Source organism: Nonomuraea sp. NPDC001699, from assembly GCF_053596455.1.
This window is the reverse complement of the sequence record NZ_JBSFGF010000009.1, coordinates 26079-50497: the sequence shown is the minus strand read 5'-3', so window position 1 is coordinate 50497 and position 24419 is coordinate 26079. Positions and strand designations below refer to the sequence as shown.

The window sequence follows — 24419 nt, the reverse complement described above, 5'->3', positions numbered from 1 at the left end:
GAAGGATGTCACGAACGCTCACCGGCGCAGCCCGGTGGCCCGCGTGCCCGCGGGCGCGCCCGTCTCCAGGTGGGAGGCGCCCGCCTCGGCGGGGAAGCCCAGCCCGGGGCCGTGGTGGGGCGACTCGGCGCCGCTCACCCCGAAGATCCCCGCGCCCTGCTCGGCGTGCCCGGCCATGCGGCGGAACGTGGCGAACAGCTCGCGTCCCGTGCCGACCCACTCCGCGTCGCTCAGCGGCCGGCCCTCGGGCGTGCGCCGGGCCAGCTCCTCGGCGGGCACCCGCAGCTCCAGCGTGCCGGCGGCCGAGTCGAGCCGGACCACGTCGCCGTCGCGGACGAGCGCGATCGGCCCGCCGTCGGCGGCCTCGGGCGACAGGTGGATGGCCGCGGGCACCTTGCCCGACGCGCCCGACATGCGGCCGTCGGTGACGATCGCCACGCGCTGCCCCCGGTCCAGCAGCACGGCCAGCGGCGGCGTGAGCTTGTGCAGCTCGGGCATGCCGTTGGCGCTGGGGCCCTGGTAGCGGATGACGGCCACGAAGTCCTGCCCGTCCAGCTCGCCGGCCTCGAAGGCGCGCAGCAGGTCGAGCTGGTCGTCGAACACCTTGGCCGGGGCCTCGATCACCAGGTGCTCGGCCTTGACCGCCGACACCTTGCTGACGGCCCGGCCGAGGTTGCCCTCGACCATGTGGATCCCGCCGTCGGCCGAGAACGGCTCGGCGACCGGACGCAGCACGTCGAGGTCCTTGCTGCCGCCCGTGACCGGCTCCCACACCAGCTCGCCGTCCACCAGGGACGGCGCCTCGCGGTAGCGGTCGAGTCCGGGGCCGGCGACGGTCAGCACGTCGCCGTGGAGCAGGCCCTCGTCCAGCAGGTCGCCGATGAGCACCTGCATGCCGCCGGCGTCGCGGAAGTGGTTCACGTCCGCCTGGCCGTTGGGGTAAATCTTGGTCAGCGACGGCACGACGCGCGACAGGCAGGCCAGGTCGTCCCAGGTCAGCACGAGGCCCGCGGCGGCGGCCATGGCGACCAGGTGCAGCGTGTGGTTGGTGGAGCCGCCGGTGGCCAGCAGCGCCACGCACGCGTTCACGATGGACTTCTCGTCCACCAGCTCGCCGATCGGCGTGTACTCCGATCCGTGCGCGGTGATCTCCACCGCGCGGCGGCCGGCCGCCTCGGTGAGAGCGTGGCGCAGCTCGGTGTGCGGGTTGACGAACGTCGAGCCGGGCAGGTGCAGGCCCATGACCTCCATCAGCGCCTGGTTGGAGTTGGCGGTGCCGTAGAAGGTGCAGGTGCCGGGGGAGTGGTAGGACTTGGCCTCGGCGTCCAGCAGCTCGGCCCGTCCCACCTTGCCCTCGGCGAAGAGCTGGCGGGTACGCGCCTTGACCTTGTTCGGCAGCCCGGAGGTCATCGGCCCGGCCGGCACGAAGATCGCCGGCAGGTGCCCGAAGTGCAGCGCCCCGATGAACAGGCCCGGCACGATCTTGTCGCAGACGCCCAGCAGCAGCGACGCGTCGAACATGTCGTGCGACAGCGCGATGGCGGCCGCCATGGCGATCACGTCGCGGCTGTAGAGGGACAGCTCCATGCCCGCGCGGCCCTGCGTGATGCCGTCACACATGGCGGGCACGCCGCCGGCGACCTGCGCCACGCCGCCCGCCCTGCGCACCGCCGCCTTCAGCTCCGGCGGGTAGGTCTCGTACGGCTGGTGGGCCGAGAGCATGTCGTTGTAGCTGGTCACGATCGCCACGCCGGGCTTGGCCGTGCTTCCGGCGCTTCCGGCGCCTCCGGCGCCGCGCAGGATCAGCTTGTCGTCCTCGGGTGCGGCCGCGAAGCCGTGGGCCAGGTTCGCGCAGCCCAGGTGGGCGCGCGCCGGGCCCTTGGCCCGCGCCGCCTCGCCGTCGCGCCGGATGCGCGCCAGGTAGGCGGTACGGCTGGCCGCGCTGCGCTCGGCGATCCGATCGGTGATCTCCTGGATGACGGAATTCACAGGTCTTCCTCCTCGTGCCAGGCGCGACCGCTGCGGCCGAGCAGTTCGTGGGCCCCGGCGGGGCCGGTGGTTCCTGCGGGGTAGGGCTCGGGCAGATCGGCGGAGGACTCCCAGGCGGCCAGGATCGGATCGATCCAACGCCAGGCCGCCTCCACCTCGTCACGCCGCATGAACAGCGTCGGGTTGCCCGCCAGGACGTCGGTCAGCAGCCGCTCGTACGCCTCCGGCACCCGGGCCGTGAACGTCTTGCCGAAGCTGAGCGACAGCGGCACCGGCTTCAGCGTCACCTCGCCCGCGCCCGGCTCCTTGGCCATGATGTGCAGCTCGATGCCCTCCTCGGGCTGCAACCGCAGCACCAGGCGGTTCGGCGTGCCGCCGGGGAAGATGGAGTGCGGCACGTCCTTGAACTGCACCACGATCTCCGACCGCCGGTACGGCATGCGCTTGCCGGTCCGCAGATAGAACGGCACCCCGGCCCATCGCCAGTTCTTGATCTCGGCCCGGATCGCGGTGAACGTCTCCACCCGCCGCGAGGCCTCGGTCGTCGGCGTGGAGGCGGGCTCGTCCAGGTAGGACGGCATGCCGTCGGCCTCGGTGTACTGGCCGCGCACGGTGAAACGGTCCACCTCGGTCCCGACGACCGGCCGCAGCGACTGCAGCACCTTGACCTTCTCGTCGCGGATGGACTCGCGGTCGTTGCGGGACGGCGGTTCCATCGCGGTCAGCGTGAGGAGCTGGAGCAGGTGGTTCTGCACCATGTCGCGCAGCGCGCCCGCATGGTCGTAGTAGCCGCGCCGTCCCGGCGTGCCGACGGTCTCGGCGGCGGTGATCTGGACGTGGTCGATCCACAACGAGTTCCAGATCGGTTCGAGGAAGGCGTTGGCGAAGCGCAGGACCAGCAGGTTCTGCACCGTCTCCTTGCCCAGGTAGTGGTCGATGCGGAAGATCTGGCGCTCGTCGAAGATGGCGCCGACCTCGTCGTTGATCCGCTGCGCGCTGGGCAGGTCGCGGCCGAGCGGCTTCTCCAGCACCACCCGCGAGAGCGGGGTGACCAGGCCGGCCTCGTCCAGCTCGCGGCAGAAGGGGCCGAACGTCATCGGCGGGCTGGCCAGGTAGAACACCCGGTCGCGCTGCTCGTGACCGGCCAGCAGCCTGGTCAGCGCACCCCACCCGGACTTGTCCTCGCCGCCGACGTCCACCGAGACGTGGTGCAGACGGCCGAGGAAGCGCTGCCAGACGGCGGGGTCGTCCACGGGGACCTGGTCGCGTACCTCGGCGTCCACCTTGCCGCGGAAGTCGGCGTCGGTCAGCCCGCCCCGGGACATGGCGATGACGCGGGTCTCGGGGGACAGCCGGCCGTCCCTGTCGCTGTGGTAGAGCGCCGGGATCAGCTTGCGCATGGACAGGTCGCCGGTGCCGCCGAAGACGACGAGATCGGCGGTATGGGCGGGGCTGGCGGTCGAGAGGGGGGACAAGGCGAAGCTCCGTTGATCTACCAAGAAGGACAGAACGGACACTAACGAGAGTTCGGGTCGTACACAAGCAGGGTTTTGCTATCTGAGATGAAAAAGTCTTCACCTTTCATTACCGAAGCCCATGTGATTCACTTAGCCGATGCCTCGACGTACCGCCGCGACCCTCGCCACGAGTGGCGAGGTGCTCCGCCTCATCCGCACAGGTGAGGCCGTCACGCGCGCCGACCTCGGCCGGGTGACCGGTCTGTCGCGTCCGGCGGTGCAACTGCGCGTCGGCGAGCTGCTCGAACGCGGCTTGGTCGTCGAGCGCACCGACGCGCCCTCCACGGGCGGGCGGCCGCCGGTCCGGCTGGAGTTCAACTCCGGCGGCGGCGTCGTCCTGGTCGCCGCGCTGGGCGCGAGCCGCACCCGGGTCGCGGTCTGCGACCTGGCCGGGCGCGAGCTGGCCGGCCGTGACTTCTTCATCGACGTCGAGCAGGGCCCCGACGTCGTGCTCCCGCTGCTCATGGACACCTGGGACGAGCTGCTCGGCGACCGCCCCCGCTCGTGCGTCAGGGGTGTCGGCATGGGCGTGCCCGCCACCGTCGAGTTCGCCCAGGGCCGTACGGAGAGCGCCCGGGTGATGGCCTCCTGGACCGGCGTGGTGATCCCGCCGATCATCCGCGACCGGTTCCCCGTCCCGGTGCTCGTGGACAACGACGTCAACGTGCTGGCCATCGGCGAGCACCGAGGCGCCTACCCCGACCTCGACGACCTGATGTTCGTGAAGGTCTCCACCCGGATCGGCGCGGGCGTGATCGCCGGCGGCGAGATCCTGCGCGGCGCGATGGGCGCGGCCGGCGAGATCGGCCACATCCCCGTGCTCGACGGCGGCGGCGTGCTGTGCCGTTGCGGCAACACCGACTGCGTCGACTCCGTCGCCAGTGGCACCGCGCTGCTGCGCGACCTGCGCGAGGCGGGCAAGAACGTCGTGACCATCGCCGACGTGACCGCGCTGGTGCGCGCGGGCGACGCCGAGACGATGGCCACGGTCCGCACGGCCGGCCGCCGCATCGGCGAGGTGCTGGCCGGGGCGGTCAACATCCTCAACCCGTCGGTCGTGGTGCTCGGCGGCGACATGGCCGAGGCGTTCGGCCCGCTGGTGTCGAGCATCCGCGAGGTCGTCTACCGGCGTTCCACCGCCCTGGCGACCCGGCGGCTGCGCATCGAGCCGAGCCGGCTCGGCGCGGGGGCGGGCATCAGCGGCTGCGCGGTGATGGTTCTCGACCACGTGCTCTCGCCCGAGGCGGTCGACGAGACGATGACGGTCTCCACGCTGCGCCGCGAGCGCGGCCTGGCCGCCTCCAGCTAGAGGTCCCAGCGGGGTTCGGGGCTCTCCCGCACCACGCCGTCCGCGCCGAAGATCAGGTGGCGGTCCAGGTCGTCGGCGAACCAGCGGTCGTGCGTGACCGCCAGCACCGTGCCCGCGAAGCCGTCCAGCCCCTCCTGCAACGCCTGCGCGCTGGCCAGGTCGAGGTTGTCGGTCGGCTCGTCGAGCAGCAGCAGCGTCGCCCCCGACAACTCCAGCAGCAGGATCTGCAGCCGGGCCTGCTGGCCGCCCGACAACGTCTCGAACCGCTGCCCGCCGGCCGGCGCCAGCTCGTAGCGGGCCAGCGCGGCCATGGCCTCGTTCCTGGTCAGCGCGAACGTCTCGGTGACCAGCTCGGCGACGGGCCGTCCGTGCAGGTCGGGCCGCAGGTGGGTCTGGGCGAAGTGGCCGGGGACGACGCGGGCGCCCAGCCGGGCCACGCCGGTGTGCGCGACGGGCTCGCCGGCCAGCAGGCGCAGGAAGTGGCTCTTGCCGGTGCCGTTCAGGCCCAGCACGCCGACCCGCTCGCCGTAGGCGACCTCGGTGGAGAAGGGCCGCACCAGGCCGGTCAGCTCCAGGTCCGCGCACGTCACGGCCCGTTTCCCGGTACGCCCGCCGCGCAGCCGCATCCGTACGTTCTGCTCCTTCGGCGGCCGGCTCGGCGGCCCCGCCCGCTCGAAGCGCTCCAGCCGGGACACCGCCGACCGGTAGGCCCCGGCGAGCGCGTCGTTGTTCGCCGACCGCTGCCGCAGGACGTGCACCAGCCGGCGCAGCCGGCCCCGCTCGTCCTCCCAGCGCCGCCGCCGCTCCTCCAGACGCTCGCCGCGCCGTCTGCGGGCCTCGGCGTAACCGGCGAAGCCGCCGCCGTGCACCCACACCTCGCGCCCCTCCACCGTGACGACGCGGTCGGCCGCCTCGGCCAGCAGCCGACGGTCGTGCGAGACCAGCAGCACCGTCTTGGCCGAGCTCCTGACCGCCCGCTCCAGCCACTGCTTGGCCGGCACGTCCAGGTAGTTGTCCGGCTCGTCGAGCAGCAGGATCTCGTCGGGGCCGCGCAGCAGCGCCTCCAGCATCAGCCGTTTCTGCTCGCCGCCGGACAGCGTGTCCAGCCCCCGGCCGGCGACCCGCTCGTACGGCAGCCCGAGCGCCTCGGTCGCGCACACGTCCCACACGACCTCCAGCTCGTAGCCGCCCGCGTCGGCGAAGTCGGCGACCGCCTGGGCGTAGGCGAGCTGCCGGGGCTCGTCGTCGCACCGCCCGATCGCCGACTCCGCGCGCTCCAGCTCGGCCGCGGCCTCCCGCACCCGTAGGGGCGCGACGCCCAGCAGCAGGTCGCGCACGCTGCCGGTGCCGAGGAACTGCCGCATCACCCCGACGCCGCCCCCGGTGGTGACCCGCCCGTCGTCGGGGCGCAGGTCGCCCGCGATCAGCCGGAGCAGTGTCGTCTTGCCCGCGCCGTTGGGGCCGACCAGCGCCGCCTTGGCGCCGTCGCCCACCTTGAACGACGCCTCCAGCAGCAGCGGACGCCCGTCCGGCAGCAGGTACGTCACGCCGCTCACCTCGATATGACCCATGTTCCATTACTAGACCATCGATCCGGTCCGCGTACAGCGTATTATCCGACGGGTGGACAACGTATGGGTGCGCCCCCGTAAGGACGCCAAGCCCAGGCTGACGCTTGACCGGATCGTCGCCGAGGCCGTCGCGCTGCTCGACGAGGAGGGCGTGGGCGGGCTCACCATGCGCCGGCTGGCCGAACGCCTCGACACCGGCTCGACCACCCTCTACTGGCACGTCCGCACCAAGGAGGACGTCCTGGACCTGGCGCTCGACGCCGTCTTCGGCGAGGTGCCGCTCCCCGGGGACCACGACGACTGGCGCACGGCCGCACGCGACCTGATGGACGGCTGGCGCGCCGCCCTGCTGCGCCACCCCTGGTCGGCCACCATCCTCGACCGCCCGCTCATGGGCCCCAACGCCCTGGAGCGCACCGACTTCCTCTACCGGACGTTGTCCGGGGCCGGTCTCGACGGCCCGCAGGCCGCCTACAGCCTGTCCAACTACGTCATGGGCTCGGTCATCATGCAGGTCACCTGGCAGCGCCGCGACCTGCACGACACCGACGCGTTCCTGCGCGAGCGGGCCGCCAGCTACCCGGCGCTGGCCGCGCACGGCCTTGGCCACGACTGGGACGCCACCTTCGCCACCGGCCTCGGCTACCTCCTGCGCGGCATGACGCCCGGGAGCGGCGAGGGGTGAACCGGCCGGAGGCCGCCGTCACCAGCTGTCGCCGGACTGGATCCGGCCGCGCCACGCCGACGAGGTGATCATGCCCTGCTCCCGCAGCTCCTGCAGCCGCTGGAGCCTGCCCCTGATCTCCCGGTGCCCGAACCCGGACTCGCGCAGCAGCCGGGCCTCCTGCTCCAGGTCCAGCGCCCGCAGGTCGGCGACGATCCCGGGGCTGAGCGGCTCGTCGCGGTAGGCCATGAGGAACGGCGAGCGCATGGCCCGGGTGTGCGACCGGGGGTTCGACAGCGCGTTGTCGATCAGCCGGAGGCCGCCTGCCTCGTCGGTCAGGTAGTTCTCCGAGTGCCGGTCGAGGCTGCCGATGACGTAGTCGAAGACGGCCGCGCGCTCGCGCTGGATCTCCGGGACGCCGCGTCCCATGCCTCCGCCGCGCGCGTTCTCCACCCACAGCTGCACCGAGCCGTGCCCGTGGGGGCCGTCCCAGGTCGTCGTGGGCGGTACGAGGTCCCAGCCCAGGCGCTCGCTGAACCGGTACGCCTCGGCCTCGCGGCGCGGCATGCCCGACCTCGGCACCGTCTCCCGGGGGCTGCGGCCGGGGGGCAGCTTGTAGATCGCGCGGCTGCCGTCGTCGAGGGTGACCAGGTAGACGCCCTCGTCGCCGGCATGCGGGTACGGGACGACGTCCTTGTCCCGTACCCGGCTCAGCCTGGACAGCAGGTCACGTTCGGCGGCGCCGACCGGCCGGGCGCCCGCCCGTTCCTTCGTCAGGGTGCGGGCCTTGCGGGCGCTGAGGACGGGGTGCAGCAGCGCTCGCAGCCCCGTGGCCAGGTCGCGCGCGAAGAAGCGCTCCAGCTGGCGCACGAAGGCCCGGCAGAAGCGCATGGCCGAGACCCGTAACGACAGGAGCGCGGACCTGGCCTGGAGAGCCGCCGCCCCACCACTCACCGCGGCCGCCGCCACCGCCCACACCAGGACGGCGACCACCCCGGCGGCCAGCGCGACGAGCACCGCCTTCAGCGCCTCCACCAGCAGCGCCGCCGCCTCGTGCGCGTCGGCCAGGGCGTTCAGGGTCGTGCCCATCCTGGACAGGTGGCCCGAGCGGTCGTCGTCCCGGTCCAGTTCGTCCCAGAACGCGGCCACCGCCTCCATGTGCAGCCCCGCGCTGCCGGTGGCGGCCCGGCCGAGCGACTCGCGCACCAGCGGCGTGACCTGGACGACGAGCGCCGCCGCGCACTCACGGTAGGCCGCCGCGCCGGCGCGCAGCCCGTCCTCGTCCTGGGTGGGCCAGGGCACGCCGAGCGCCTGGAAGGCGATCTCCAGTTGGGGCGGCAGCATCACCGTCATGAAGCGTCGATCACCCGGGCGGTCGGCACCGTCGCCCGTTCGGCGGCCCGGCGGACGGCGGCCATGTCCCGCAGGCCCGTCCCGGCGCTGGCCATGCTCTCGTGCAGGCGGGTGCACGCCTCGCCGACCAGGAGGTTGATCTCGTCCACGGCCATGCCGACCACGCCGATGCCCCACGGAGAGCGGCCCCCGCCCGACAGGCGGCCCAGCAGTGTGTCCACGTGCCGCCCGAACAGGTCCGCGGACTCGTCCATGGCGTGCGCCGCGTTCGCCAACGACGTGTCGTCCGCCCAGAACTCCCGCGTCATCGCCACTCCGTCCCCCGATGGGGAGCCCACCTTACGGGCCACCGGCGACGGATGATCAACAACTGGGTGAACGCCCGTCTACAGGCGGGGGAGCTACGTCCGGCTCTTGGGGCCGTGGGTCCTGGACGGGACGCGGCCCGGCGGGGTGCCGTGCGGATGGGACGGCGGGTCGCTCGCCGCCGGGCCCGTGCTCATGGACGGCGTCGGCGTGGGGCCGGGCCGGGAGCCGTGCGGGCGGGACGGCGACGGCGCCGGGGTCCGGCCCGGGGCCGTCGCGGCGGGGCCGGGGACGGTCGAGTGCGGGCGGCGCGTTCCCCGCCCGCCCTCCGGCTGGACGGCCGACGGCGTGGACCCGCCCGGCGGTGTGGAACCGGCCACGAAAGGTCCGGTACGGCCCACGGCGGGCCCTGTGGCGGTCTTGGCGGGCCGGTCGGCGACGGGGCCGGAGGCGACGGCGGCGCGTTCCGACCTCACCGCGACGGGACGGCGGGAGTCGGTGGCGACGGGCCCCGGCTCCCCGGAGGTCCGGCGCGCGTCGTGCGGCCAGTGGACCGGGTCGAGGCCCGGCGAGTTGAACGTGTCGCCCATGAGCGCGCCCGCGGTGGCCAGCATGAGCGTGCCCAGCAGCACCCCGGCGGCCATCAGCGCCCGCCCGCGCCGCCCGCCGCCCTCGGACGGGGAGGAGGCGGCTCGCGCCGCTGATCGATGGGTTCCGCTCACGTACCCCGATGGTAGCGAGGCGGAGGCATGGGTCGGCCGGTAGTGGACGTCCGCCCGGAAAATACGGCGTCAATCGTGATCAACATGCGCACAGCAGCCCGCGCAACGCCGTCTCCAGGCACAGCTCCGAGCGGGCGGGGACCGGCCACGGGAAGCGCACCAGCGACTCGTCCACGCGTACGGTGGCGCCGTACCGGTCGAGCTCCCACAGCCACACCTCGCCGGGCTCCTCGCCGAGCTGCCTGGCCACGCCCGCGGTGAGCTGCGGCCGGTGGGAGGCGTTGACGTGCGCGATCACCCGTTCGGCCGTCTCGGTCAGCGGGTCGGGCGCCGCGCCGAGGTAGTCGTCGGCGTCGAGCACGCCGGACTCCTGGCCGGTCAGGTAGACCACCTGGGCCACGGTCCAGGCGCAGCAGGCGCGGGGCGCCGGGGTGACCGTACCGTTCCAGGGCGTCGAACAGGCCCTCGTCGGCGCTGTGCGCGGCCACCGCCACCGCCGCGGAGCGGGCCTGCGACTCCGGTACGGCCTCCGCCCACCCGTGCACCTCGATCAGCGCCCGCGGATGCGTCACCTCGCCGAGCTGCCGCATGGCCGTCAGGTTCACCGCGACCACGGCGTCCTCGCGCAGGCCGTGCAGGGGCTCGCCGGGCCGGACCAGCAGCACCGGGCGGCCGCGCTCGTCCACGCCGCCGCGGGCGGGGCGGTGGACGCCGTCCACCGTGAGGTTGGCCGGCGTCGAGGTCGAGGCGAGAGTACGGATCCGCTCGGCGAGGGGCAACATGGAGATCACATCCACTGATAGGTTAGGCTTACCTAAGTAAGGATTACCTAACCACACGGAGGTGAACGTGCGCTACACCGGCCCGAAGGTGCGACTGTCGCGTCGCGCGGGCGTCCCGCTGACCAGGAAAGCCGTCCGCTACTTCGAGCAGCGGCCGTACCCGCCGGGCGAGCACGGCCGCAAGACCAACCGCCGCACCACCGGCGACTACGGGCTGCGGCTGCTGGAGAAGCAGAAGCTGCGCTGGTACTACGACGTGTCCGAACGGCAGTTGCGCCGCTACTGGGACCTGGCGGTACGCAAGCCGGGCGCCTCGGGCGCCGAACTGGTCACGATCCTGGAGAGCCGCCTGGCCTCCCTGGTGCTGCGGGCCGGCCTGGCCCCCTCGATCTACGCCGCCCGCCAGTACGTCACCCACGGCCACATCGCCGTGGACGGCCGCAAGGTGGACATCCCCAGCTACCTGGTCAAGCCGGGCCAGATCGTCACGGTGCGGGAGCGCTCGCGGCGCATGCAGCCCTTCGTGGCCGCCGCCGAGGGCGTGCACGCCGACGAGCGCATCGCGCCCTACCTGACGGTCGACCACGCCGGCCTGAGCTTCACCCTCACCCACCGGCCCGAGCGCGAGCAGATCGCGGTGCCGGTGGACGAGCAGCTCGTGGTGGAGTTCTATTCGCGCTAGCCGTGCGGCCGGGGCCGGCGGGCGGGTCAGCCGGCGACGTCCTGCCGGCGCAGTTCGGCGACCTCGCGGCGCAGGGCGCTCAGCTCCTCCAGGATGCGCTGGGTGTGCACGCTGTTGTCCTTCTCCAACGCCGCCCGCTCCTCGGCCGACTCCTCGTCCATGGCGCTCACCACGACCGCCATGAACAGGTTCAGCACGACGAACGTGCAGACGAGGATGAAGATGGTGAAGAAGATCCAGGCCGTGGGGTGGGCGCCCATCACCTCGCGGGCGATGTTGCCCCAGTCGTCCCCGGTCATCGTCTGGTAGAGGGTGAACAGCGAGGTCGGCAGGCTGCCGAAGCGCTCGGGGGCGTCGTCGCCGTACAGCTTGGTGGCCATGACGGCGGCCACGTACAGGACCAGGGAGAGCAGCACCACGATCGAGCTCATCCCGGGCAGGGCGCGCAGCAGCGCCGAGACCACCCGGCGCAGGCTCGGCACCACCGACAGCAGGCGCAGGGCCCGCAGGATGCGCAGCGAGCGCAGCACCGACAGCCCGCCGGACGCCGGGACCAGGGCGATGCCCACGATCGCGGTGTCGAACAGGTTCCACGGGTCGCGCACGAACGCCGACCGCTCGACGTAGACCTTGGCCAGCAGCTCGGCCACGAAGATGTACAGGGCGACGTGGTCGATGGCGACCAGCACGTGGCCGAACTCCCCGGCGACGGCGGGGACGGTCTCCAGGCCGAGGGTGGCCGCGTTGACCAGGATGACGCCGACGATGAAGCGCTGGAAGCGCCGGTCGGCGAGGAGGGCTTGGACGCGTTCACGCACGGGGGCAGGCTCCTAAAGATCGGTCATGTGCCGTTCCATGATGCAGCAACATGATCAAGGAGTTGCCTGTGGTATAAATCGCACCTGATAGTCACAGGGGCAAGGGGGCGCAAGGGGCATGTCGTATCCGAACTACGGACCGTCCTACTACGGGCCGCCGCCCCAGAGCCACCCCAACGGCACCACCATCCTCGTCCTCGGCATCCTGAGCCTGGTGGTCTGCGGCATCCTCGGCCCCTTCGCCTGGTCGATGGGCAACAAGGCGCTCAAGGAGATCGACGGCAGCGGCTACCCCTACGACAACCGGGGCGCGGTGCAGGCCGGCCGTGTCTGCGGCATGATCGCCACGATCCTGCTAATCATCGGGGCCGCGTTCATGGTCCTCGGGCTCGGGGCCGGCATCCTGTCGGCCATCTTCTCCAACAACTAGAGGCCGCACGCAGTAGCCGCCGATGCCCGACTCCAGCAGGTCGAAGGCCGCCGTGGCCTGCGCCCGCAGGTCGGGCGCGATCGTCTCCCAGCTCTCGCCCGCCAGCGTCCGGGTCATCGCGTGATCGGTGAGGATCTTGGTCGTGCCGAGGACGTGCGTGGCCACCATCCGCGGGGTCAGGTCGTCGGGGTCGGCGTCGAGCTCGTCGGTCAGGGCCGCGGCCAGCGCCTGCACCCGCGCGACGTGCAGCTCGTGCAGCTTGGCCACCAGTGACGGGCTGTCGTTGACGATCCGGGCGAACACGTCGCCGCCCGCGTTGAGGCCGTAGCGCCAGTCGCGTGAGTCGAGGGCGTCCAGGAAGTCGCGGCGGAAGGCCCGCGCCACGCTCTCGCCCGGCCGCCGCCCGCGCACCACCTGCTGCGGCAGGTCGGTCACCAGCTCCTGCCGGTCGGCGAACAGGTCTTCCTTGGTCGGGAAGTAGTTGAAGACCGTGTTGACCGACACGTCCGCGGCCCGCGCGATCTCGGCCACGGTCACGCTGTCGAACCCGCGCGTCATGAACAGCCCCATCGCCATGTCCGCGATGCGCTGCCTGGTCTCCCGCTTCTTGCGCTCCCGCAGCCCCTCTTCCATGCCGCCATGATACCAAGTTTGCAGTGACCCCAAAATTGTGGTTACCCTAATTTTGGAGGCGATCACACATGTTGAGAACCACAGGTCTGACCAAGACCTTCGAAGGCGGCGTGGAGGCCGTCAAAGGCGTCGACATCTCGGTGGAGGCCGGCGAGATCGTCGGCTTCCTCGGCCCCAACGGCGCCGGCAAGACCACGACCATGCGCATGCTGACGACCCTGCTCCGCCCCACCTCGGGCACCGCCACCGTGGCGGGCCACGACCTGCTGGGCGACCCGCGAGAGGTGCGCCGCCGCATCGGCTACGTCTCGCAGGGCGGCGGCGTCAACGTCATGGCCCCGCTCGCCGACGAGCTGGAACTGCAAGGCATGCTGTACGGCCTGACCAGGGCCGCGGCCAGGTCCAGGTACCGCGAGGTCCTGGCCCGGCTCGACCTGGCCGGCCTGGAGGAGCGCGTGGGCGGCGCGCTGTCGGGCGGCCAGCGCCGCCGCTTCGACATCGCCTTCGCCCTGCTGCACGACCCCCGGCTGCTCTTCCTGGACGAGCCGACCACCGGCCTCGACCCGCAGAGCCGCGCCAACCTGTGGGAGCACGTCCGCTCCCTGCGCGAGGAGCACGGCGTGACGATCTTCCTGACCACCCACTACCTCGACGAGGCCGACGCGCTCTGCGACCGCCTGCTGATCATCGACGGCGGCCGCATCGCCGCCGAGGGCACCCCGGCCGAGCTCAAGGCGGGCCGCACGCTCGACGAGGCGTTCCTCGACATCACCGGCAGGTCGCTGCGCGAGGAGGCGGGGGTCTGATGCTGCGCGACACCTGGGTGCTGTTCCGCCACTCCCTGCGCGCCACCCTGAGGCAGAAGCTCGGCATTGTCTTCGGCGCCGTCCAGCCGCTGCTGTTCCTGGTGCTGTTCGGGCCGATCTTCGCCACGTTCGGCACCTGGGAGGTGCTGGTGCCGGGGCTGATCGTCCAGCTCGGCCTGATGAGCATGGGGCTGGCCGGGTTCGGGGTGGTCTTCGACAGGCGCTTCGGCGTGCTGGAGCGCCTGCGCGTCACCCCGGCCAGCCGGCTGGCCCTGCTGCTGGGACGGGTGCTCAACAACGCCGTGACGATGGTCGTCCAGACGGTGATGCTGCTGGCCGTCGGGTTCGCCTTCGGGATGCGGGTGCCGATCGCCGGGCTCGTGGCCGGGTTCGTGCTGGTCGTGGTGCTGGGAGCGAGCCTGGCCGCGATGTCGTACGCCGTCGCGCTGACCATCGGCGAGCAGCTCTTCGCACCCGTGATGTCGACGGCGGTCATCCCGCTGGTGCTGCTGTCGGGCGCGTTCCTGCCGATGTCGATGGCGCCCGGCTGGCTGGACGTCCTGTCCCGCCTCAGCCCCTTCAGGTACGTGCTGGAGGCGCTGCGCGACCTGTTCGCCGGCCACTACGCCACCGGCACGGTCGGGCTCGGCGTCGCCGTCACCGCCGTCCTGGCGGTGGTCGGCCTGGCCGTCGGGGCCCGTGTGTTCAACCGGGAGACCGCGTGAGCGGGCCGCTCCGGGACGGCCCGCCCGCCCGCGATCAGGCCGCCGCCCTGGCCCGCCGGTGCAGCGCGGCCAGGATGCCCGCCGGATCGACCGTCCCGTAGCCGTAGTCGTAGTCGAAGCCCACCTCGCTGCGGTCCTCGGCGGTGCGCCGCAGCAGCGCCCGCAGCTGCGCAGGTGACAGCTTGGCGGCCGGCCATCGGGTGCGCACCGCGGCCACCAGCCCGGCGGCCACCGGCGTCGCCGCCGAGGTGCCCGTGTCGGGCTCGCCGTCGCCGAACGCCCGCGACCCCGAGAAGTGCGTGTACGCGCACACGTCGGGCTTGCGCGCGGTCAGCCGCCCGGGGCCCTGCGAGGAGTAGCCCACCCGCTCGCCGTTGACGTCGACCGCGCCGATCGACAGCGCCTTGGGATGGGAGTTGGCGCCCCCGATGGGCCGGTTGGGGAAGGCGCACCGGCCGTCGGGGCACTCCTTGCCGCAGTTGCCCGCCGCGAAGAGCACGTCCGCGCCCGCCCGGTCGAGACTGGCCACCACCAGGTTGAACGGGTGGGCCGCGTTGTCGGAGTAGTTGCCCGGATGCCCGACGGGGAAGTCCCATTCGGGGGAGAACGACCCCCACGAATTGCTCACCACCAGCGATCTGGACGCCGCCGGCTGGGCCTCCAGCACCGTGCGCAGGTGCGTGAAGGCGGCCACCGCGTCCGACAGCAGCCCGTCGAGCGCCGAACCGCCCGGCCGGGCCGACCGCAGCAGCGGGACGTCGATCAGGGACGCCTGCGGCGCGGCGATGAGCGCGTCGAAGGCGCACATCGTGCCGTGGTCGACCTCGAACTGGCCGGCCCGCCCGGTGACGCCGGAGGGGCTCCAGCTGCGTTCGGCGTCGAGCGTGACACCGCGGCCGAGCTGTCTGGCGACGTGGGCGGCGTTGATGCCGGTGTCGAGCACGGCCAGCGCCACCCCGGCGCCGTCGAGCCCTTCGGCGTGCAGGCCGGCGACGTTGAGCAGGCGCTCGACGTCGTGCCAGTCGCCCACCGGCGGATTGCCGCCGCAGGTCAGGCTGGACTCGATCACCGGATCGGCGAACACGCCGACGACGTCGGGCCGCAGCGTGGGCAGCAGCGTGACCCGCGAGGTCAGCTCGTCGTCGGAGATCGTGCCGCGGACGAGCACGGAGGCGTCCTCGGCGGCCAGCGAGAAGGTGAGTGGCTGGTGAAGGGAGAGGGGATCGCCGCCGGCCACCGGGACCGGCCTCGGCACGGCGACCGGTGTGAAGGCCGTGTCGAGTTCGACGCCGGGCAGACCGTCGGCGACGTCGGCCGTGGTGGCGGTCTGGCCGGGGTCGGCGACGGCCGCGACCAGATCGGGGGAGGGGCGGAGCTGGATCAGGACCCGCATGAGTCACCACCGAACATAGGGGGAAAACGAACGACCCAACATTCCTGCATCCGCCAAGGCTCGTCCAGCCCCTTGCAGCGGTTGTGACCTGCGAAAACATGGCATAACTGGCGAAGCGGACGGATATTGTTTCCGGGGCGTCAGACTTCCTTGTTTTCGGTCTGTTCACTACGGTGATGCATCATGACGCTCCAGGCGCAGACGCCGGTTTCCGACGGAGAAAGACATCACTGGCTGCCGGTTCGGCCGAGGCTCGTTCTCGCCAGTGCCTTCATGCTTTTCCTCGAACTGGCGCTCATCCGGTGGACCGGATCGAACATTGTTCATCTGAGTTATTTCACCAATTTTGTCCTGCTCGGTTCTTTTCTTGGAATCGGACTCGGATTCCTGCGCGAGGGGCGCTCGCGGCGCCAGCCCTATTACTCGCCGGTCGTCCTGCTCGTCCTGGTGGCCCTCGTGCTGGCCTTCCCGGTGACCGTCGACCGCAACACCGAGGGCGTCCTGTACTGGACGAGCCTCGGCACCGTCGGGCCGCCCGCCTGGCTGATCCTGCCGGTGATCTTCGTCGCCGCCGCGGCGGTGCTCATGGGGCCGGCCGAGCTGGTCGGGCGCTGCTTCCCCGAGCTGCCGCGCCTGGAGGCCTACCGCTACGACCTGATCGGCAGCCTCAGCGGGATCGCCGCGTTCACGGCGCTGTCGTTCCTGTCGGCGCCGCCGGTGTTCTGGGGCGCGGTCGCGGCCCTGTGCTACGGCCTGCTGCTCGTGCCCCGTCCCCGCTCGCTCTACCTGGGCCTGGTGGTCCTGCCCGCGCTCGTGGTCGTCGGCCTGCTGCTGTCGGAGACGCTGACGGCCGGGGCGCTGTGGTCGCCGTACTACAAGGTGACCTACAAGGCGATGCAGATGCTCGGCGTGCCGGTCACCGACATCGCCGTCAACGGCATCCCCCACCAGCAGGCCGTGCCCGCCTACGCCCGCCTGCAGTGGGAGCGCCAGTACGGGCTGCCCTACGAGCGCACCACCAGGCCGCCCAAGGACGTGCTGATCGTCGGCGCGGGCAGCGGCACCGACGTGGCCATCGCGCTGTCCAAGGGCGCCCAGCACGTCGACGCCGTCGAGATCGACCCCAAGCTGCGCGAGCTGGGCGGCGCCGTCCACCCCGACAAGCCCTACGCCGACCCGCGCGTCACCACGCACATCACCGACGGCCGCGCCTTCCTGGAACGCAGCGGCGACCGCTACGACCTGATCCTGTTCGCCCTGCCCGACTCGCTCACACTCGTGTCAGGGGCCAGCTCGCTGCGGCTGGAGAGCTACCTGTTCACCGAGGAGTCCATGAAGGCCGCCCGCGCCCACCTGCGGCCCGGCGGCACCTTCTCGATGTACAACTACTACCGCGAGAGCTGGCTGGTCGACCGCCTGGCCTCCACCATGCAGGCCGCCTTCGGCCACAAGCCCTGCGTCGACGTGGTCAGCACCGCCGGCCAGCAGGCCGTCATCACCGCCGGCCTGACCGCCTCCGACCAGCGCTGCGCGAGCGAGTGGCCCGGCGCCGCCGCCGGCACCCCGGCGCCCGCCGACGACGACCGTCCCTTCCTCTACCTCAAGGACCGGACGATCCCGCCGATCTACATCATCACCCTCGGCCTGATCCTCATCGTCAGCCTGCTGGCCGTCCGCGTCGTGGCGGGCCCGTACGGGCGCATGAAGCCCTACTCCGACCTGTTCCTGCTCGGGGTGGCGTTCATGCTGCTGGAGACCAAGAGCGTGACCGGCTTCGCGCTGCTGTTCGGCACCACCTGGGTGGTCAACGCGATCGTCTTCGCCGGGGTGCTGGTCGCCGTGCTCGCCGCCGTCGAGGTGACCCGCCGCTTCCGCACCCCGCCGCTGCCCGTCATGTACGCCGTGCTGCTGGCCGGCCTGCTGCTGGCCTGGCTCGTGCCGAACGCGTGGCTGCTGTCGCTGCCGGTGCCGCTGCGCGCCGTGGCGGCCGTGACGGTGGCGTTCCTGCCGATCTTCGCCGCGAACGTGGTCTTCGCCAAACGTTTCTCCGACACCGCCGACGCGACCACGTCCTTCGGCGCGAACCTGCTCGGCGCGATGGTCGGCGGCTGCCTGGAGTACCTGGCGCTGGTGATCGGCTACAAGGGGCTGCTCATCGTGGCCGCCCTGCTCTACCTGGGCGCTCTCGCGGTGATGCCGCGCAAGACCGCGCTCGTGTGACCAAGGGGACCGGCGGGCTTCCGCGATCTGCCGTCGGCGCCGCCCCCATGGGGGTCCTCACGCGGGACCGCCCTGCCGGAGCGGATCCGGCAGGGCGGGGTGGATCGGCAGGGCGGGGCGGTTACAGGCCGCAGAGCTCCGCCAGGGACTTCGCGCCGCTCTTCTGGGTGTTGCGGGTCGGGGTCTCCGTCGGCGTCCCGGCCTGCGTACCCGTCTGGGCCTGCGTCCGCGACGGCGAGGTGGTCGGGGAACCCGAGGGGCCAGGGGAGGCGGTCACGTTGGCGGTCTGGGCCTGGCGGGCGGAACGGTCGGAGTCGGCGATCGCCTTCCTCGTGGCCGCCCGGATCTTGACCCAGTCGGGCCGGCCCGAGTAGAAGTCCGGCGGCACGAACTGGAGGCTGGTGATCTTGGCGTCCTTGACCTTGAGCGCCAGGTCCGCCAGCGGCGCGACGAGCGGACGCGGGATGTTCGTCTGGGCCAGCCGCTTGGCCGCCCCGGCGATCTTGGTGAAGTTCGTCAGGATCACGCCGGGGGTGGCCTGCTGGGCGAAGGCGCCGATGACGCAGCGCTGGCGGCCCATGCGGGAGAAGTCGTCGCTTTCGACGCGGGAGCGGCCGTACCACAGGGCCTGCTCGCCCGACAGCTTGCGGTAGCCCGCCTTGATCGTGCCCGCGGTGCCGAAGTGGCCGCCCCACTTGACGTCCCGCTCGACCCGGATCTTCAGGCCGCCGATGGCGTCCACGAGGGCGGCGAAGCCGTACATGTTGATCAGGGCGTAGTAGTCGATCTTGAGGTTCAGGGTGTAGCCGATGGCGTCCATCAGGGCTCGGGGGCCGCGGTTCTTGCCGCCCATGAGCTGGGGGTTGTCGTTGGCGTACTGCCAGACCTCGTTGAGCAGGCCGCCGTTGGGCAGCTCGGCCATGTAGCCGTTGGGGAAGTGCTTGGCCAGCGGCGAGGACGGCGGGAAGCGCACGTGCTGCAGGTTGCGCGGCAGGCTGAACAGGACGGTGTTGCCGGTCCTGGTGTCCACGCTGGCCACCGTCATGCTGTCGGTGCGCACGCCGACGCGATTGCCCGCGGCGTCGCCGCCGACGAGCAGGAAGTTCACCCGGGCCTTGCCGTCCCAGGGGTCCGCGGGGTTCTTGATCTGGATGGGGTTCTCCGGGTCCGGGTGGGACGGGAAGATCGCGTTGACCGCCTCCCGCCCGGCCAGCACGTAGTTGGCCGTCAGCGCGAACGGCGACATGACGGCCACGCACAGCACGCCCACGACGATCCCGGTCACCACCTGGCCCTGCTGGTTCAGCCTGTTCGGGCCCAGCGCCACGTACGAGACGGCGATCACGGCGAACCAGGCCAGCGCGCACGCCGCGGCGATGACGATCACCGTCACCATGGCGCCGTCCTCGGCGAGGCCCGTCACGTTGCTCAGGTCCCGCGTCAGGCCGAAGGCCAGGGCCGAGAGCAGCACCACCGCGTACACGCCGATCATGATCAGCCCGGTACGACGGCGCCCGGCCCGCAGATGCGCGGCGCCGGGCACGAGGGCGGACAGAGCCGTCCAGCCGATGATCGAGGCGATCGTCAGGGGTTTGGCGAAGCGTGGCGCGGGGGAGGAGCCCTTGCGCGGGCGTGGAGCGCGCCGTTTGGTGCCTCCGGGCACGGGGTCCACCCCATCGCGCTTGCTCACACCGGCTCCTTCACACGCCTACCAGGCAAAAATGACGTTCGCCCCATGTCGGGCACAAGATTGCCAGGATTCTAGCCCCCATACCTGGACATCAGAGACAACTCTTCAACATGAGATGAACGCCACGTGTCTGTCAGGAGGTTGTCGAGGACGGCGCCATCCACGTGTTGCACTGGTACGTCTTGTCCCGCTCCCACCCCTGCCGGAACCAGCGGTTGTTGTTGGCGGGCGTGCCGTGGTCGCGCGGATAGCCGGGATAGTCGCCCACCTGCGCGTAGAACCAGAAAAGCCGTGAGCGCAGCGAGGACGGGACCGGGTAGGAGGCGGCGACCGAGCGCATCCACATGCCGCCCAGACAGGTGGCCTGCAGCTCCAGCCTCCTGCTCAGCGCCATCTTGCCGCTCTGGCTGGAGGAGGCCAGGGTGCCCTGCCACCAGGAGTCCATCACGCCGCTGATGTTTTGGACGTGGTGGCCGTACTCGTGGGCCATCATGCTGATGATGCCGCCGTGCCAGGAGATGATCTGGCCGTAGCCGCGGGAGTTGCCGTTGCCCCTGGACATCGCCGAGGTGGAGGCGTAAATCGTGTTGTTGCGCGGGCAGTAGTACGGCACCATGCTCCCGGCCGACGGATAGTCGCCGCAGGCGCCCCGCCCGCGTCCGGCCGCGATGGCGTAGCCCGGCGGGCGGAACGCGATGCCCTGACGCTGCAGGATCGGCCCCCACGCCTTGTCCATGCACCGGCCGGTCTTCAGGATCAGCGCCTTGAGCTGGCTGTGGTTGAAGACGTTCGCGTTGCCGGCCCGGCAGTTCACCCGCGGCAGGGTGCCCGCCTTGTAGAGGGTGTTGTTCTTCAGGCTGGTGTTGAGCGTGACCTGCTTGGGCGGCGTGACCGTCTCCTGGGTCGGCTGCTCGGTCGGCTGCGCTGTCGGCTGCTCAGTAGGCCGCTGGGTGGGCTCCTCGGACGGCTCGCGCGTCGGCTCGGCCTCGCGGGTGGGCTCCCGCGTGGGGAAGGGCTCGTCGCTGTGCGACGGCTCGTACGACGGGATCGCGACCGGCGTGGTCGTCTCCGTGTGCTTGGACGACTTCAGCATCGCCGCCCCGATGACGATCAGCACGAACAGCGCGGCCAGCGACCCGAACACGGCCCCGAGCACGCCGGCGACCCCCATGCCGGACTTCTTGCGCGGCTGCTGCGGCCACTGCCGCGTGGGCATGGGCGGCGGCGGGGGCGGGGGCGGGGGCTGGAACTGCTGCCCGTACTGCGGCGGCGGGAACTGCGGTCCGCGCGGCGGATAAGCCTGCGGCGGCTGCTGCGGATAGCCCTGCGGCTGCGGCGGCTGCGGCGGATAGCCCTGTGGAGGCGACGGCTGCTGCTGCGGGCGGTTCGGCGGGGGCTGCTGCTGCGGATAGGGATGGGAACCGGGCGGCGGGCCCTGCGGAGGCGGGGGCATGGGCGGCGGGGGAGCCTGCGGGTAGGGCTGACCGCCCTGCGGCTGCGGCTGCCCGTAGCCCGGCGGCGGCCAGGGCCGCGAAGGAGGCCGCTGGGGCTGCCCTGGCCCCTGTGGCGGAGGTGGATACTGCCCGTTTGCTGTCACCGTGTCTCCCCGTTAACCCGCTTGTCTGCAATGCACGGCTTTGCGGCAGACCCCAAAGGATCTTTGCCAAATTTGGGGCAAAAGCATACTGATTTATCACCCGTCACGGATGTAGCGGTACTCGGTCACGCTCCGAAATCAATCGAGGTGATCTCCGCTATCTCCCGGTCCCGGAGCGGGGCGGTGTCCTAGCTTCTTTGGCATGAACCTCCAGCAGCTCCGCTATGTGGTCGCGACTGCGGAGCACCGCACCATGACCGACGCGGCCAGGTCGCTCTACATCGCGCAGCCTGCGCTGTCCCGCGCGATCCGCGATCTTGAGCGGGAGCTGGGCATGACGCTCTTCGCCCGCTCCGGCCGCGGCGTGGTGGTCACCGCACAGGGCCGTCGCGTGGTCAAGCTGGCGAGGGAGGCGCTCGACGCCGTCCACGAGATCGAGGGCCTGGCCAACCACGCCGGCATGACGGATGCCGAACTGCGCATAGCCGCCACACCGAGTCTCGAACCCGGACTCGCGGGGCGGTTGCTCCCTGCCTACGCGGCCGAGCACCCAGGGGTGCGCGTGCACATCGTGCGCTGCGACGGCCGTGACGGCGTCGTCAGCGCCATCCGGGATCAGCGGGCCGACCTCGGGCTCACCGATCTGCCCGTGCCCACCGACCTCATCACCCACCCGCTCGAACGCCAGGAGATCGTGCTGATCTCCCCGCCCGGGCTCGACCTGCCCAACCCGGTCCCCATGGGCAAGCTCCACGGGATGCGCCTGGCGCTGCCCGCCCGCGGCAGCTCGCGGCGCAGGGAGCTCGACGCCATGTTCGGCAAGTACGCCGTCACCCCCGTGGTCGTCCTGGAGACCGACGAGCGCAACGGCTGGCTCAACGCGGTCCGCGCCGGCCGGGCCTCGCTGCTGTGGTACCGCGGCATGGCCGACCAGGCCGCCCGGGCGGGCCTGGTGGTGCGCTCACTCGAACCGGCCGTGCGACGCGTCATCGCCGTGGTGCACGCACGCCGCCGCCTGCCCCTCATCGCCCAGGACTTCCTGTCCACCGCGGAGAAGGGCACGGCCGCCTGACCAGGAACGTTCCATGATCCCCCGCTACCGCCGCCACTGACCGCAGCCCGCCGGCGCCCCCCAACGCGTCGCGCGGGCCGAGCACCCCGGCAGCCCGCCTAGCGGGACACCGGAAGGCGGACCACGGCGCGCAGGCCCGGCGCCGCGTCCTCCAGCACCACCGTCCCCCCGTGGGCGCGCACGGTCTCCCGGACGATCGCCAGCCCCAGCCCGGCCCCGCCCTCGTCCCTGCTGCGGCCGGAGTCCAGCCGGGTGAACCGGTTGAACACCCGCTCCTGGTCGCGCTCCGGGATGCCGGGCCCGTCGTCGGTCACCGTCAGCACGCCGTCGGCGGTCAACGCGACCTCGACCTTCGACGAGGTGTGCCGGACGGCGTTGTCCATCAGGTTCGTCAGCACCCGGCTCAGGTCCAGCGCGTCCCCGCGCACCACCACGGGGTCGCACGTGGTCAGCCGGGCCTCGCTGTACCGCTCGGCGACCTGGCGCACCACCTCGTCGAGGTTGACCGGCTCGTCACGGGCCGGGACGCCGCCGCGCTCGTCCAGGCGGGCCAGCGCGAGCAGGTCCTCCGCCAGCCTGGACAGCCTCAGGGCGTCCTCCAGCACGCCCTCGGCGGTCTCCCGCCAGTCCTGGCCCTCCGGATGGCCGAGCGCCACCTCAAGCTGCAGCCGGATGCTGGCCAGCGGGCTGCGCAGCTCGTGGGCGGCGTCGGAGACCAGCGCGCGCTGGCGCTGCTCGGCCTCCTCCAGCCGGGACAGCATGCCGTTGAGCGTGGTGGCCAGGGCGTACACCTCGTCGCGCGACTGCGGCACCGGCAGCCGCCGGGACCGGGCCGTGTGCGTGATCTCGGCCGCGACCCGGCGCAGCGACGAGATCGGGCGCAGCGTCCTGCCGATCATCAGCCAGCTCGCCACCGCCAGCAGCACGACCAGCGCGGGCGTGCCGACCAGCAGCACCCGCCCGGCGACGCCCAGGCTCGTCTGGATCTCGCCGATGGGACGGGCCGCCAGCACCGTCTGCCCGTGGTCGGCACTGAGCACCACCACCCGCAGCGGCCCCGGGATCGCGTACGGCCGCCCGTCCAGGAACGTCGCCCGCCCCTCCCGCAGCACCCTGGCCCTGGCCGCCGCGTCCAGCAGCGGCACCAGCCGGTCGGTGCCGTACGTGACGTGCGTGATGCGCCCGCTCCGGTCGAGCACCTGGACGATCGTGCCGTCGTGCGTGGTGATCGGGCTGGTCAGCGTGCCGCCGTCGGCCGCCACGCGCACGCTCTGGGCCTGCTGCCTGGTGGACGCGTCGACGGTGTCGATCAGCGCCCGGTCGAGCACCGACAGCAGCACCGAGGCCGACAACGCCAGCGCCAGCCCCAGCACGGCGGCCGCCGCGACCGTCAGCCTGAACCGCAGCCCCTGACGCCGCCACCAGGCCACGGGGGAGTCAGCCACCGTCGCCCGCCAGCCGGTAGCCCGCGCCGCGCACGGTTTGCAGCGCGTTCCTGCCGAACGGGGCGTCGACCTTGCGCCGCAGGTAGCCGACGTAGACCTCGACCACGTTGGGGTCGGTGTCGAAGGTGTCCCACACGTGTTCCAGGATCTCCGACTTCGACACCACCTCGTCACGGCGGCGCATCAGGAACTCCAGCAGCGCGAACTCCCTCGGCGTCAGCTCCACCGGCGTCTCGCCCCGCTGCACCTTCCGGCGGGCCGGGTCGAGGGACAGGTCGCCGGCCGCCAGCACCGCCGGCCGCCGCCCGGCGTCGCGCCGCAGCAGGGCCCGGAGCCTGGCCACCAGCACCACGTACGAGAAGGGCTTGGTCAGGTAGTCGTCGGCGCCGAGGTCGAGGCCGTCGGCCATGTCGTACTCGCCGTCCTTGGCCGACAACATGAGGATCGGCACCCAGTTCTCCTCGGCGCGCAACTGCTTGCACACGTTGTAGCCCGACAACCTCGGCAGCATGATGTCCAGCACCACGACGTCGTAGTCGCCCTGCCGGGCCGCGTGCAGGCCCTCCTCGCCGTCGTGGGCGAGGTCCACGGCGAACCCCTCGGCCTGCAGCCCGCGCTGGAGGGCCGCGGCCATCCGCCGCTCGTCCTCGACGACCAGTACTCTCATGTGCTGATTCTCCCGTCCCTGACCTGAG

General features: G+C 72.0%; 23 protein-coding genes. 9 read left to right on the top strand and 14 right to left on the bottom strand.

Features of this window, described 5'->3' with window-relative positions:
• Window positions 1-18 precede the first annotated feature (18 nt).
• Together edd and zwf are read right to left on the bottom strand one after the other, a co-directional pair.
• Window positions 19-1989, bottom strand: a complete 1971-nt coding sequence (gene edd, locus ACWCSU_RS26675) for a phosphogluconate dehydratase (RefSeq protein ID WP_449938473.1) — start codon at window positions 1987-1989, stop codon at window positions 19-21.
• Window positions 1986-3389: a glucose-6-phosphate dehydrogenase gene (zwf, locus tag ACWCSU_RS26670; RefSeq protein WP_397042551.1), complete on the bottom strand. Its 1404-nt coding sequence runs from the start codon at window positions 3387-3389 to the stop codon at window positions 1986-1988. Before zwf ends, edd begins: the two co-directional genes overlap by 4 nt.
• Window positions 3390-3603: 214 nt before the next feature.
• On the opposite strand from zwf, the gene ACWCSU_RS26665 reads away from it, so the two are divergent.
• Window positions 3604-4815, top strand: coding sequence for an ROK family transcriptional regulator (locus tag ACWCSU_RS26665; protein WP_357695973.1), 1212 nt, complete (start codon window positions 3604-3606; stop codon window positions 4813-4815).
• Here the strand turns inward: ACWCSU_RS26665 and ACWCSU_RS26660 are convergent.
• The gene (locus ACWCSU_RS26660; protein ID WP_449938469.1) at window positions 4812-6386 is read right to left on the bottom strand and encodes an ATP-binding cassette domain-containing protein; all 1575 of its coding nucleotides are present in this window, start codon (window positions 6384-6386) and stop codon (window positions 4812-4814) included. The genes ACWCSU_RS26665 and ACWCSU_RS26660 overlap by 4 nt on opposite strands.
• Window positions 6387-6438: 52 nt before the next feature.
• On the opposite strand from ACWCSU_RS26660, the gene ACWCSU_RS26655 reads away from it, so the two are divergent.
• Window positions 6439-7071, top strand: a complete 633-nt coding sequence (locus ACWCSU_RS26655; RefSeq protein ID WP_357695977.1) for a TetR/AcrR family transcriptional regulator — start codon at window positions 6439-6441, stop codon at window positions 7069-7071.
• A gap of 18 nt (window positions 7072-7089) precedes the next feature.
• Here ACWCSU_RS26655 and ACWCSU_RS26650 read toward each other — a convergent pair whose 3' ends face one another.
• The 4 genes from ACWCSU_RS26650 to ACWCSU_RS26635 all read right to left on the bottom strand — a co-directional run bounded on the left by ACWCSU_RS26650 (window position 7090) and on the right by ACWCSU_RS26635 (window position 9831).
• Entirely contained in the window at window positions 7090-8403 is a 1314-nt protein-coding gene (locus ACWCSU_RS26650) for a hypothetical protein (RefSeq protein ID WP_449938466.1), read from the bottom strand.
• Window positions 8400-8711 (bottom strand): hypothetical protein, encoded by a 312-nt coding sequence (locus tag ACWCSU_RS26645; protein ID WP_364094344.1) that lies wholly within the window; start codon window positions 8709-8711, stop codon window positions 8400-8402. The genes ACWCSU_RS26650 and ACWCSU_RS26645 overlap by 4 nt, the downstream gene beginning before the upstream one ends.
• 93 nt (window positions 8712-8804) lie before the next feature.
• On the bottom strand, window positions 8805-9431 hold the full coding sequence (locus ACWCSU_RS26640; protein ID WP_449938464.1) for a hypothetical protein: 627 nt from the start codon (window positions 9429-9431) through the stop codon (window positions 8805-8807).
• Window positions 9432-9510: 79 nt separating this feature from the next.
• Window positions 9511-9831, bottom strand: coding sequence for a hypothetical protein (locus ACWCSU_RS26635; RefSeq protein WP_449938462.1), 321 nt, complete (start codon window positions 9829-9831; stop codon window positions 9511-9513).
• A 31-nt stretch (window positions 9832-9862) separates the two neighbouring features.
• Between ACWCSU_RS26635 and ACWCSU_RS26630 the strand changes: the two genes are divergently transcribed.
• Both ACWCSU_RS26630 and rpsD read left to right on the top strand, forming a co-directional pair.
• Window positions 9863-10231, top strand: a complete 369-nt coding sequence (locus ACWCSU_RS26630; protein WP_449938460.1) for a hypothetical protein — start codon at window positions 9863-9865, stop codon at window positions 10229-10231.
• 49 nt (window positions 10232-10280) lie between these two features.
• Entirely contained in the window at window positions 10281-10895 is a 615-nt protein-coding gene (gene rpsD, locus ACWCSU_RS26625) for a 30S ribosomal protein S4 (RefSeq protein ID WP_449938882.1), read from the top strand.
• Window positions 10896-10921: 26 nt separating this feature from the next.
• On the opposite strand, the gene ACWCSU_RS26620 is transcribed toward rpsD, so the two are convergent.
• Entirely contained in the window at window positions 10922-11713 is a 792-nt protein-coding gene (locus tag ACWCSU_RS26620) for an ion transporter (RefSeq protein WP_449938458.1), read from the bottom strand.
• A gap of 118 nt (window positions 11714-11831) precedes the next feature.
• Between ACWCSU_RS26620 and ACWCSU_RS26615 the strand changes: the two genes are divergently transcribed.
• Entirely contained in the window at window positions 11832-12143 is a 312-nt protein-coding gene (locus ACWCSU_RS26615; RefSeq protein ID WP_357695987.1) for a DUF4190 domain-containing protein, read from the top strand.
• On the opposite strand, the gene ACWCSU_RS26610 is transcribed toward ACWCSU_RS26615, so the two are convergent.
• The gene (locus ACWCSU_RS26610; RefSeq protein WP_449938455.1) at window positions 12069-12776 is read right to left on the bottom strand and encodes a TetR/AcrR family transcriptional regulator; all 708 of its coding nucleotides are present in this window, start codon (window positions 12774-12776) and stop codon (window positions 12069-12071) included. The two genes, ACWCSU_RS26615 and ACWCSU_RS26610, sit on opposite strands and share 75 nt — an antisense overlap.
• A 68-nt stretch (window positions 12777-12844) precedes the next feature.
• On the opposite strand from ACWCSU_RS26610, the gene ACWCSU_RS26605 reads away from it, so the two are divergent.
• Window positions 12845-13582 carry an ABC transporter ATP-binding protein gene (locus tag ACWCSU_RS26605; RefSeq protein WP_357695991.1) on the top strand — a complete coding sequence of 246 codons (738 nt, stop codon included), beginning with the start codon at window positions 12845-12847 and terminating at the stop codon, window positions 13580-13582.
• On the top strand, window positions 13582-14307 hold the full coding sequence (locus tag ACWCSU_RS26600; protein ID WP_449938452.1) for an ABC transporter permease: 726 nt from the start codon (window positions 13582-13584) through the stop codon (window positions 14305-14307). The genes ACWCSU_RS26605 and ACWCSU_RS26600 overlap by 1 nt, the downstream gene beginning before the upstream one ends.
• 34 nt (window positions 14308-14341) lie before the next feature.
• Here the strand turns inward: ACWCSU_RS26600 and ACWCSU_RS26595 are convergent, their stop codons facing one another.
• Window positions 14342-15700, bottom strand: a complete 1359-nt coding sequence (locus tag ACWCSU_RS26595; RefSeq protein ID WP_357695995.1) for a S8 family serine peptidase — start codon at window positions 15698-15700, stop codon at window positions 14342-14344.
• Between the two features lie 273 nt (window positions 15701-15973).
• Between ACWCSU_RS26595 and ACWCSU_RS26590 the strand changes: the two genes are divergently transcribed.
• On the top strand, window positions 15974-17920 hold the full coding sequence (locus ACWCSU_RS26590) for a spermidine synthase (protein ID WP_449938450.1): 1947 nt from the start codon (window positions 15974-15976) through the stop codon (window positions 17918-17920).
• Between the two features lie 121 nt (window positions 17921-18041).
• Here the strand turns inward: ACWCSU_RS26590 and ACWCSU_RS26585 are convergent, their stop codons facing one another.
• Window positions 18042-19610: an LCP family protein gene (locus ACWCSU_RS26585; protein WP_357695999.1), complete on the bottom strand. Its 1569-nt coding sequence runs from the start codon at window positions 19608-19610 to the stop codon at window positions 18042-18044.
• A gap of 133 nt (window positions 19611-19743) precedes the next feature.
• Window positions 19744-21063, bottom strand: coding sequence for a neutral zinc metallopeptidase (locus ACWCSU_RS26580; protein ID WP_449938447.1), 1320 nt, complete (start codon window positions 21061-21063; stop codon window positions 19744-19746).
• A gap of 346 nt (window positions 21064-21409) precedes the next feature.
• On the opposite strand from ACWCSU_RS26580, the gene ACWCSU_RS26575 reads away from it, so the two are divergent.
• Complete coding sequence (locus tag ACWCSU_RS26575) at window positions 21410-22279, top strand: LysR family transcriptional regulator (RefSeq protein WP_357696003.1); 870 nt, start codon at window positions 21410-21412, stop codon at window positions 22277-22279.
• A gap of 98 nt (window positions 22280-22377) precedes the next feature.
• Here ACWCSU_RS26575 and ACWCSU_RS26570 read toward each other — a convergent pair whose 3' ends face one another.
• A complete protein-coding gene (locus ACWCSU_RS26570) occupies window positions 22378-23724 on the bottom strand; it encodes a sensor histidine kinase (protein ID WP_449938444.1) in 1347 nt (448 codons plus the stop codon).
• Window positions 23717-24391 (bottom strand): response regulator transcription factor, encoded by a 675-nt coding sequence (locus ACWCSU_RS26565; protein ID WP_357696007.1) that lies wholly within the window; start codon window positions 24389-24391, stop codon window positions 23717-23719. The genes ACWCSU_RS26570 and ACWCSU_RS26565 overlap by 8 nt, the downstream gene beginning before the upstream one ends.
• Between the last annotated feature and the right edge of the window lie 28 nt (window positions 24392-24419).

Coding starts and splice junctions, on each gene's coding strand:
- zwf (WP_397042551.1), bottom strand. CDS start 3,389: ATGCGCAAGCTGATCCCGGCGCTCTACCACAGCGACAGGGACGGCCGG.
- ACWCSU_RS26665 (WP_357695973.1), top strand. CDS start 3,604: ATGCCTCGACGTACCGCCGCGACCCTCGCCACGAGTGGCGAGGTGCTC.
- ACWCSU_RS26660 (WP_449938469.1), bottom strand. CDS start 6,386: ATGGGTCATATCGAGGTGAGCGGCGTGACGTACCTGCTGCCGGACGGG.
- ACWCSU_RS26650 (WP_449938466.1), bottom strand. CDS start 8,403: ATGACGGTGATGCTGCCGCCCCAACTGGAGATCGCCTTCCAGGCGCTC.
- ACWCSU_RS26645 (WP_364094344.1), bottom strand. CDS start 8,711: ATGACGCGGGAGTTCTGGGCGGACGACACGTCGTTGGCGAACGCGGCG.
- ACWCSU_RS26615 (WP_357695987.1), top strand. CDS start 11,832: ATGTCGTATCCGAACTACGGACCGTCCTACTACGGGCCGCCGCCCCAG.
- ACWCSU_RS26610 (WP_449938455.1), bottom strand. CDS start 12,776: ATGGAAGAGGGGCTGCGGGAGCGCAAGAAGCGGGAGACCAGGCAGCGC.
- ACWCSU_RS26605 (WP_357695991.1), top strand. CDS start 12,845: ATGTTGAGAACCACAGGTCTGACCAAGACCTTCGAAGGCGGCGTGGAG.
- ACWCSU_RS26600 (WP_449938452.1), top strand. CDS start 13,582: ATGCTGCGCGACACCTGGGTGCTGTTCCGCCACTCCCTGCGCGCCACC.
- ACWCSU_RS26595 (WP_357695995.1), bottom strand. CDS start 15,700: ATGCGGGTCCTGATCCAGCTCCGCCCCTCCCCCGATCTGGTCGCGGCC.
- ACWCSU_RS26590 (WP_449938450.1), top strand. CDS start 15,974: ATGCTTTTCCTCGAACTGGCGCTCATCCGGTGGACCGGATCGAACATT.
- ACWCSU_RS26580 (WP_449938447.1), bottom strand. CDS start 21,063: ATGCCCCCGCCTCCGCAGGGCCCGCCGCCCGGTTCCCATCCCTATCCG.
- ACWCSU_RS26575 (WP_357696003.1), top strand. CDS start 21,410: ATGAACCTCCAGCAGCTCCGCTATGTGGTCGCGACTGCGGAGCACCGC.
- ACWCSU_RS26565 (WP_357696007.1), bottom strand. CDS start 24,391: ATGAGAGTACTGGTCGTCGAGGACGAGCGGCGGATGGCCGCGGCCCTC.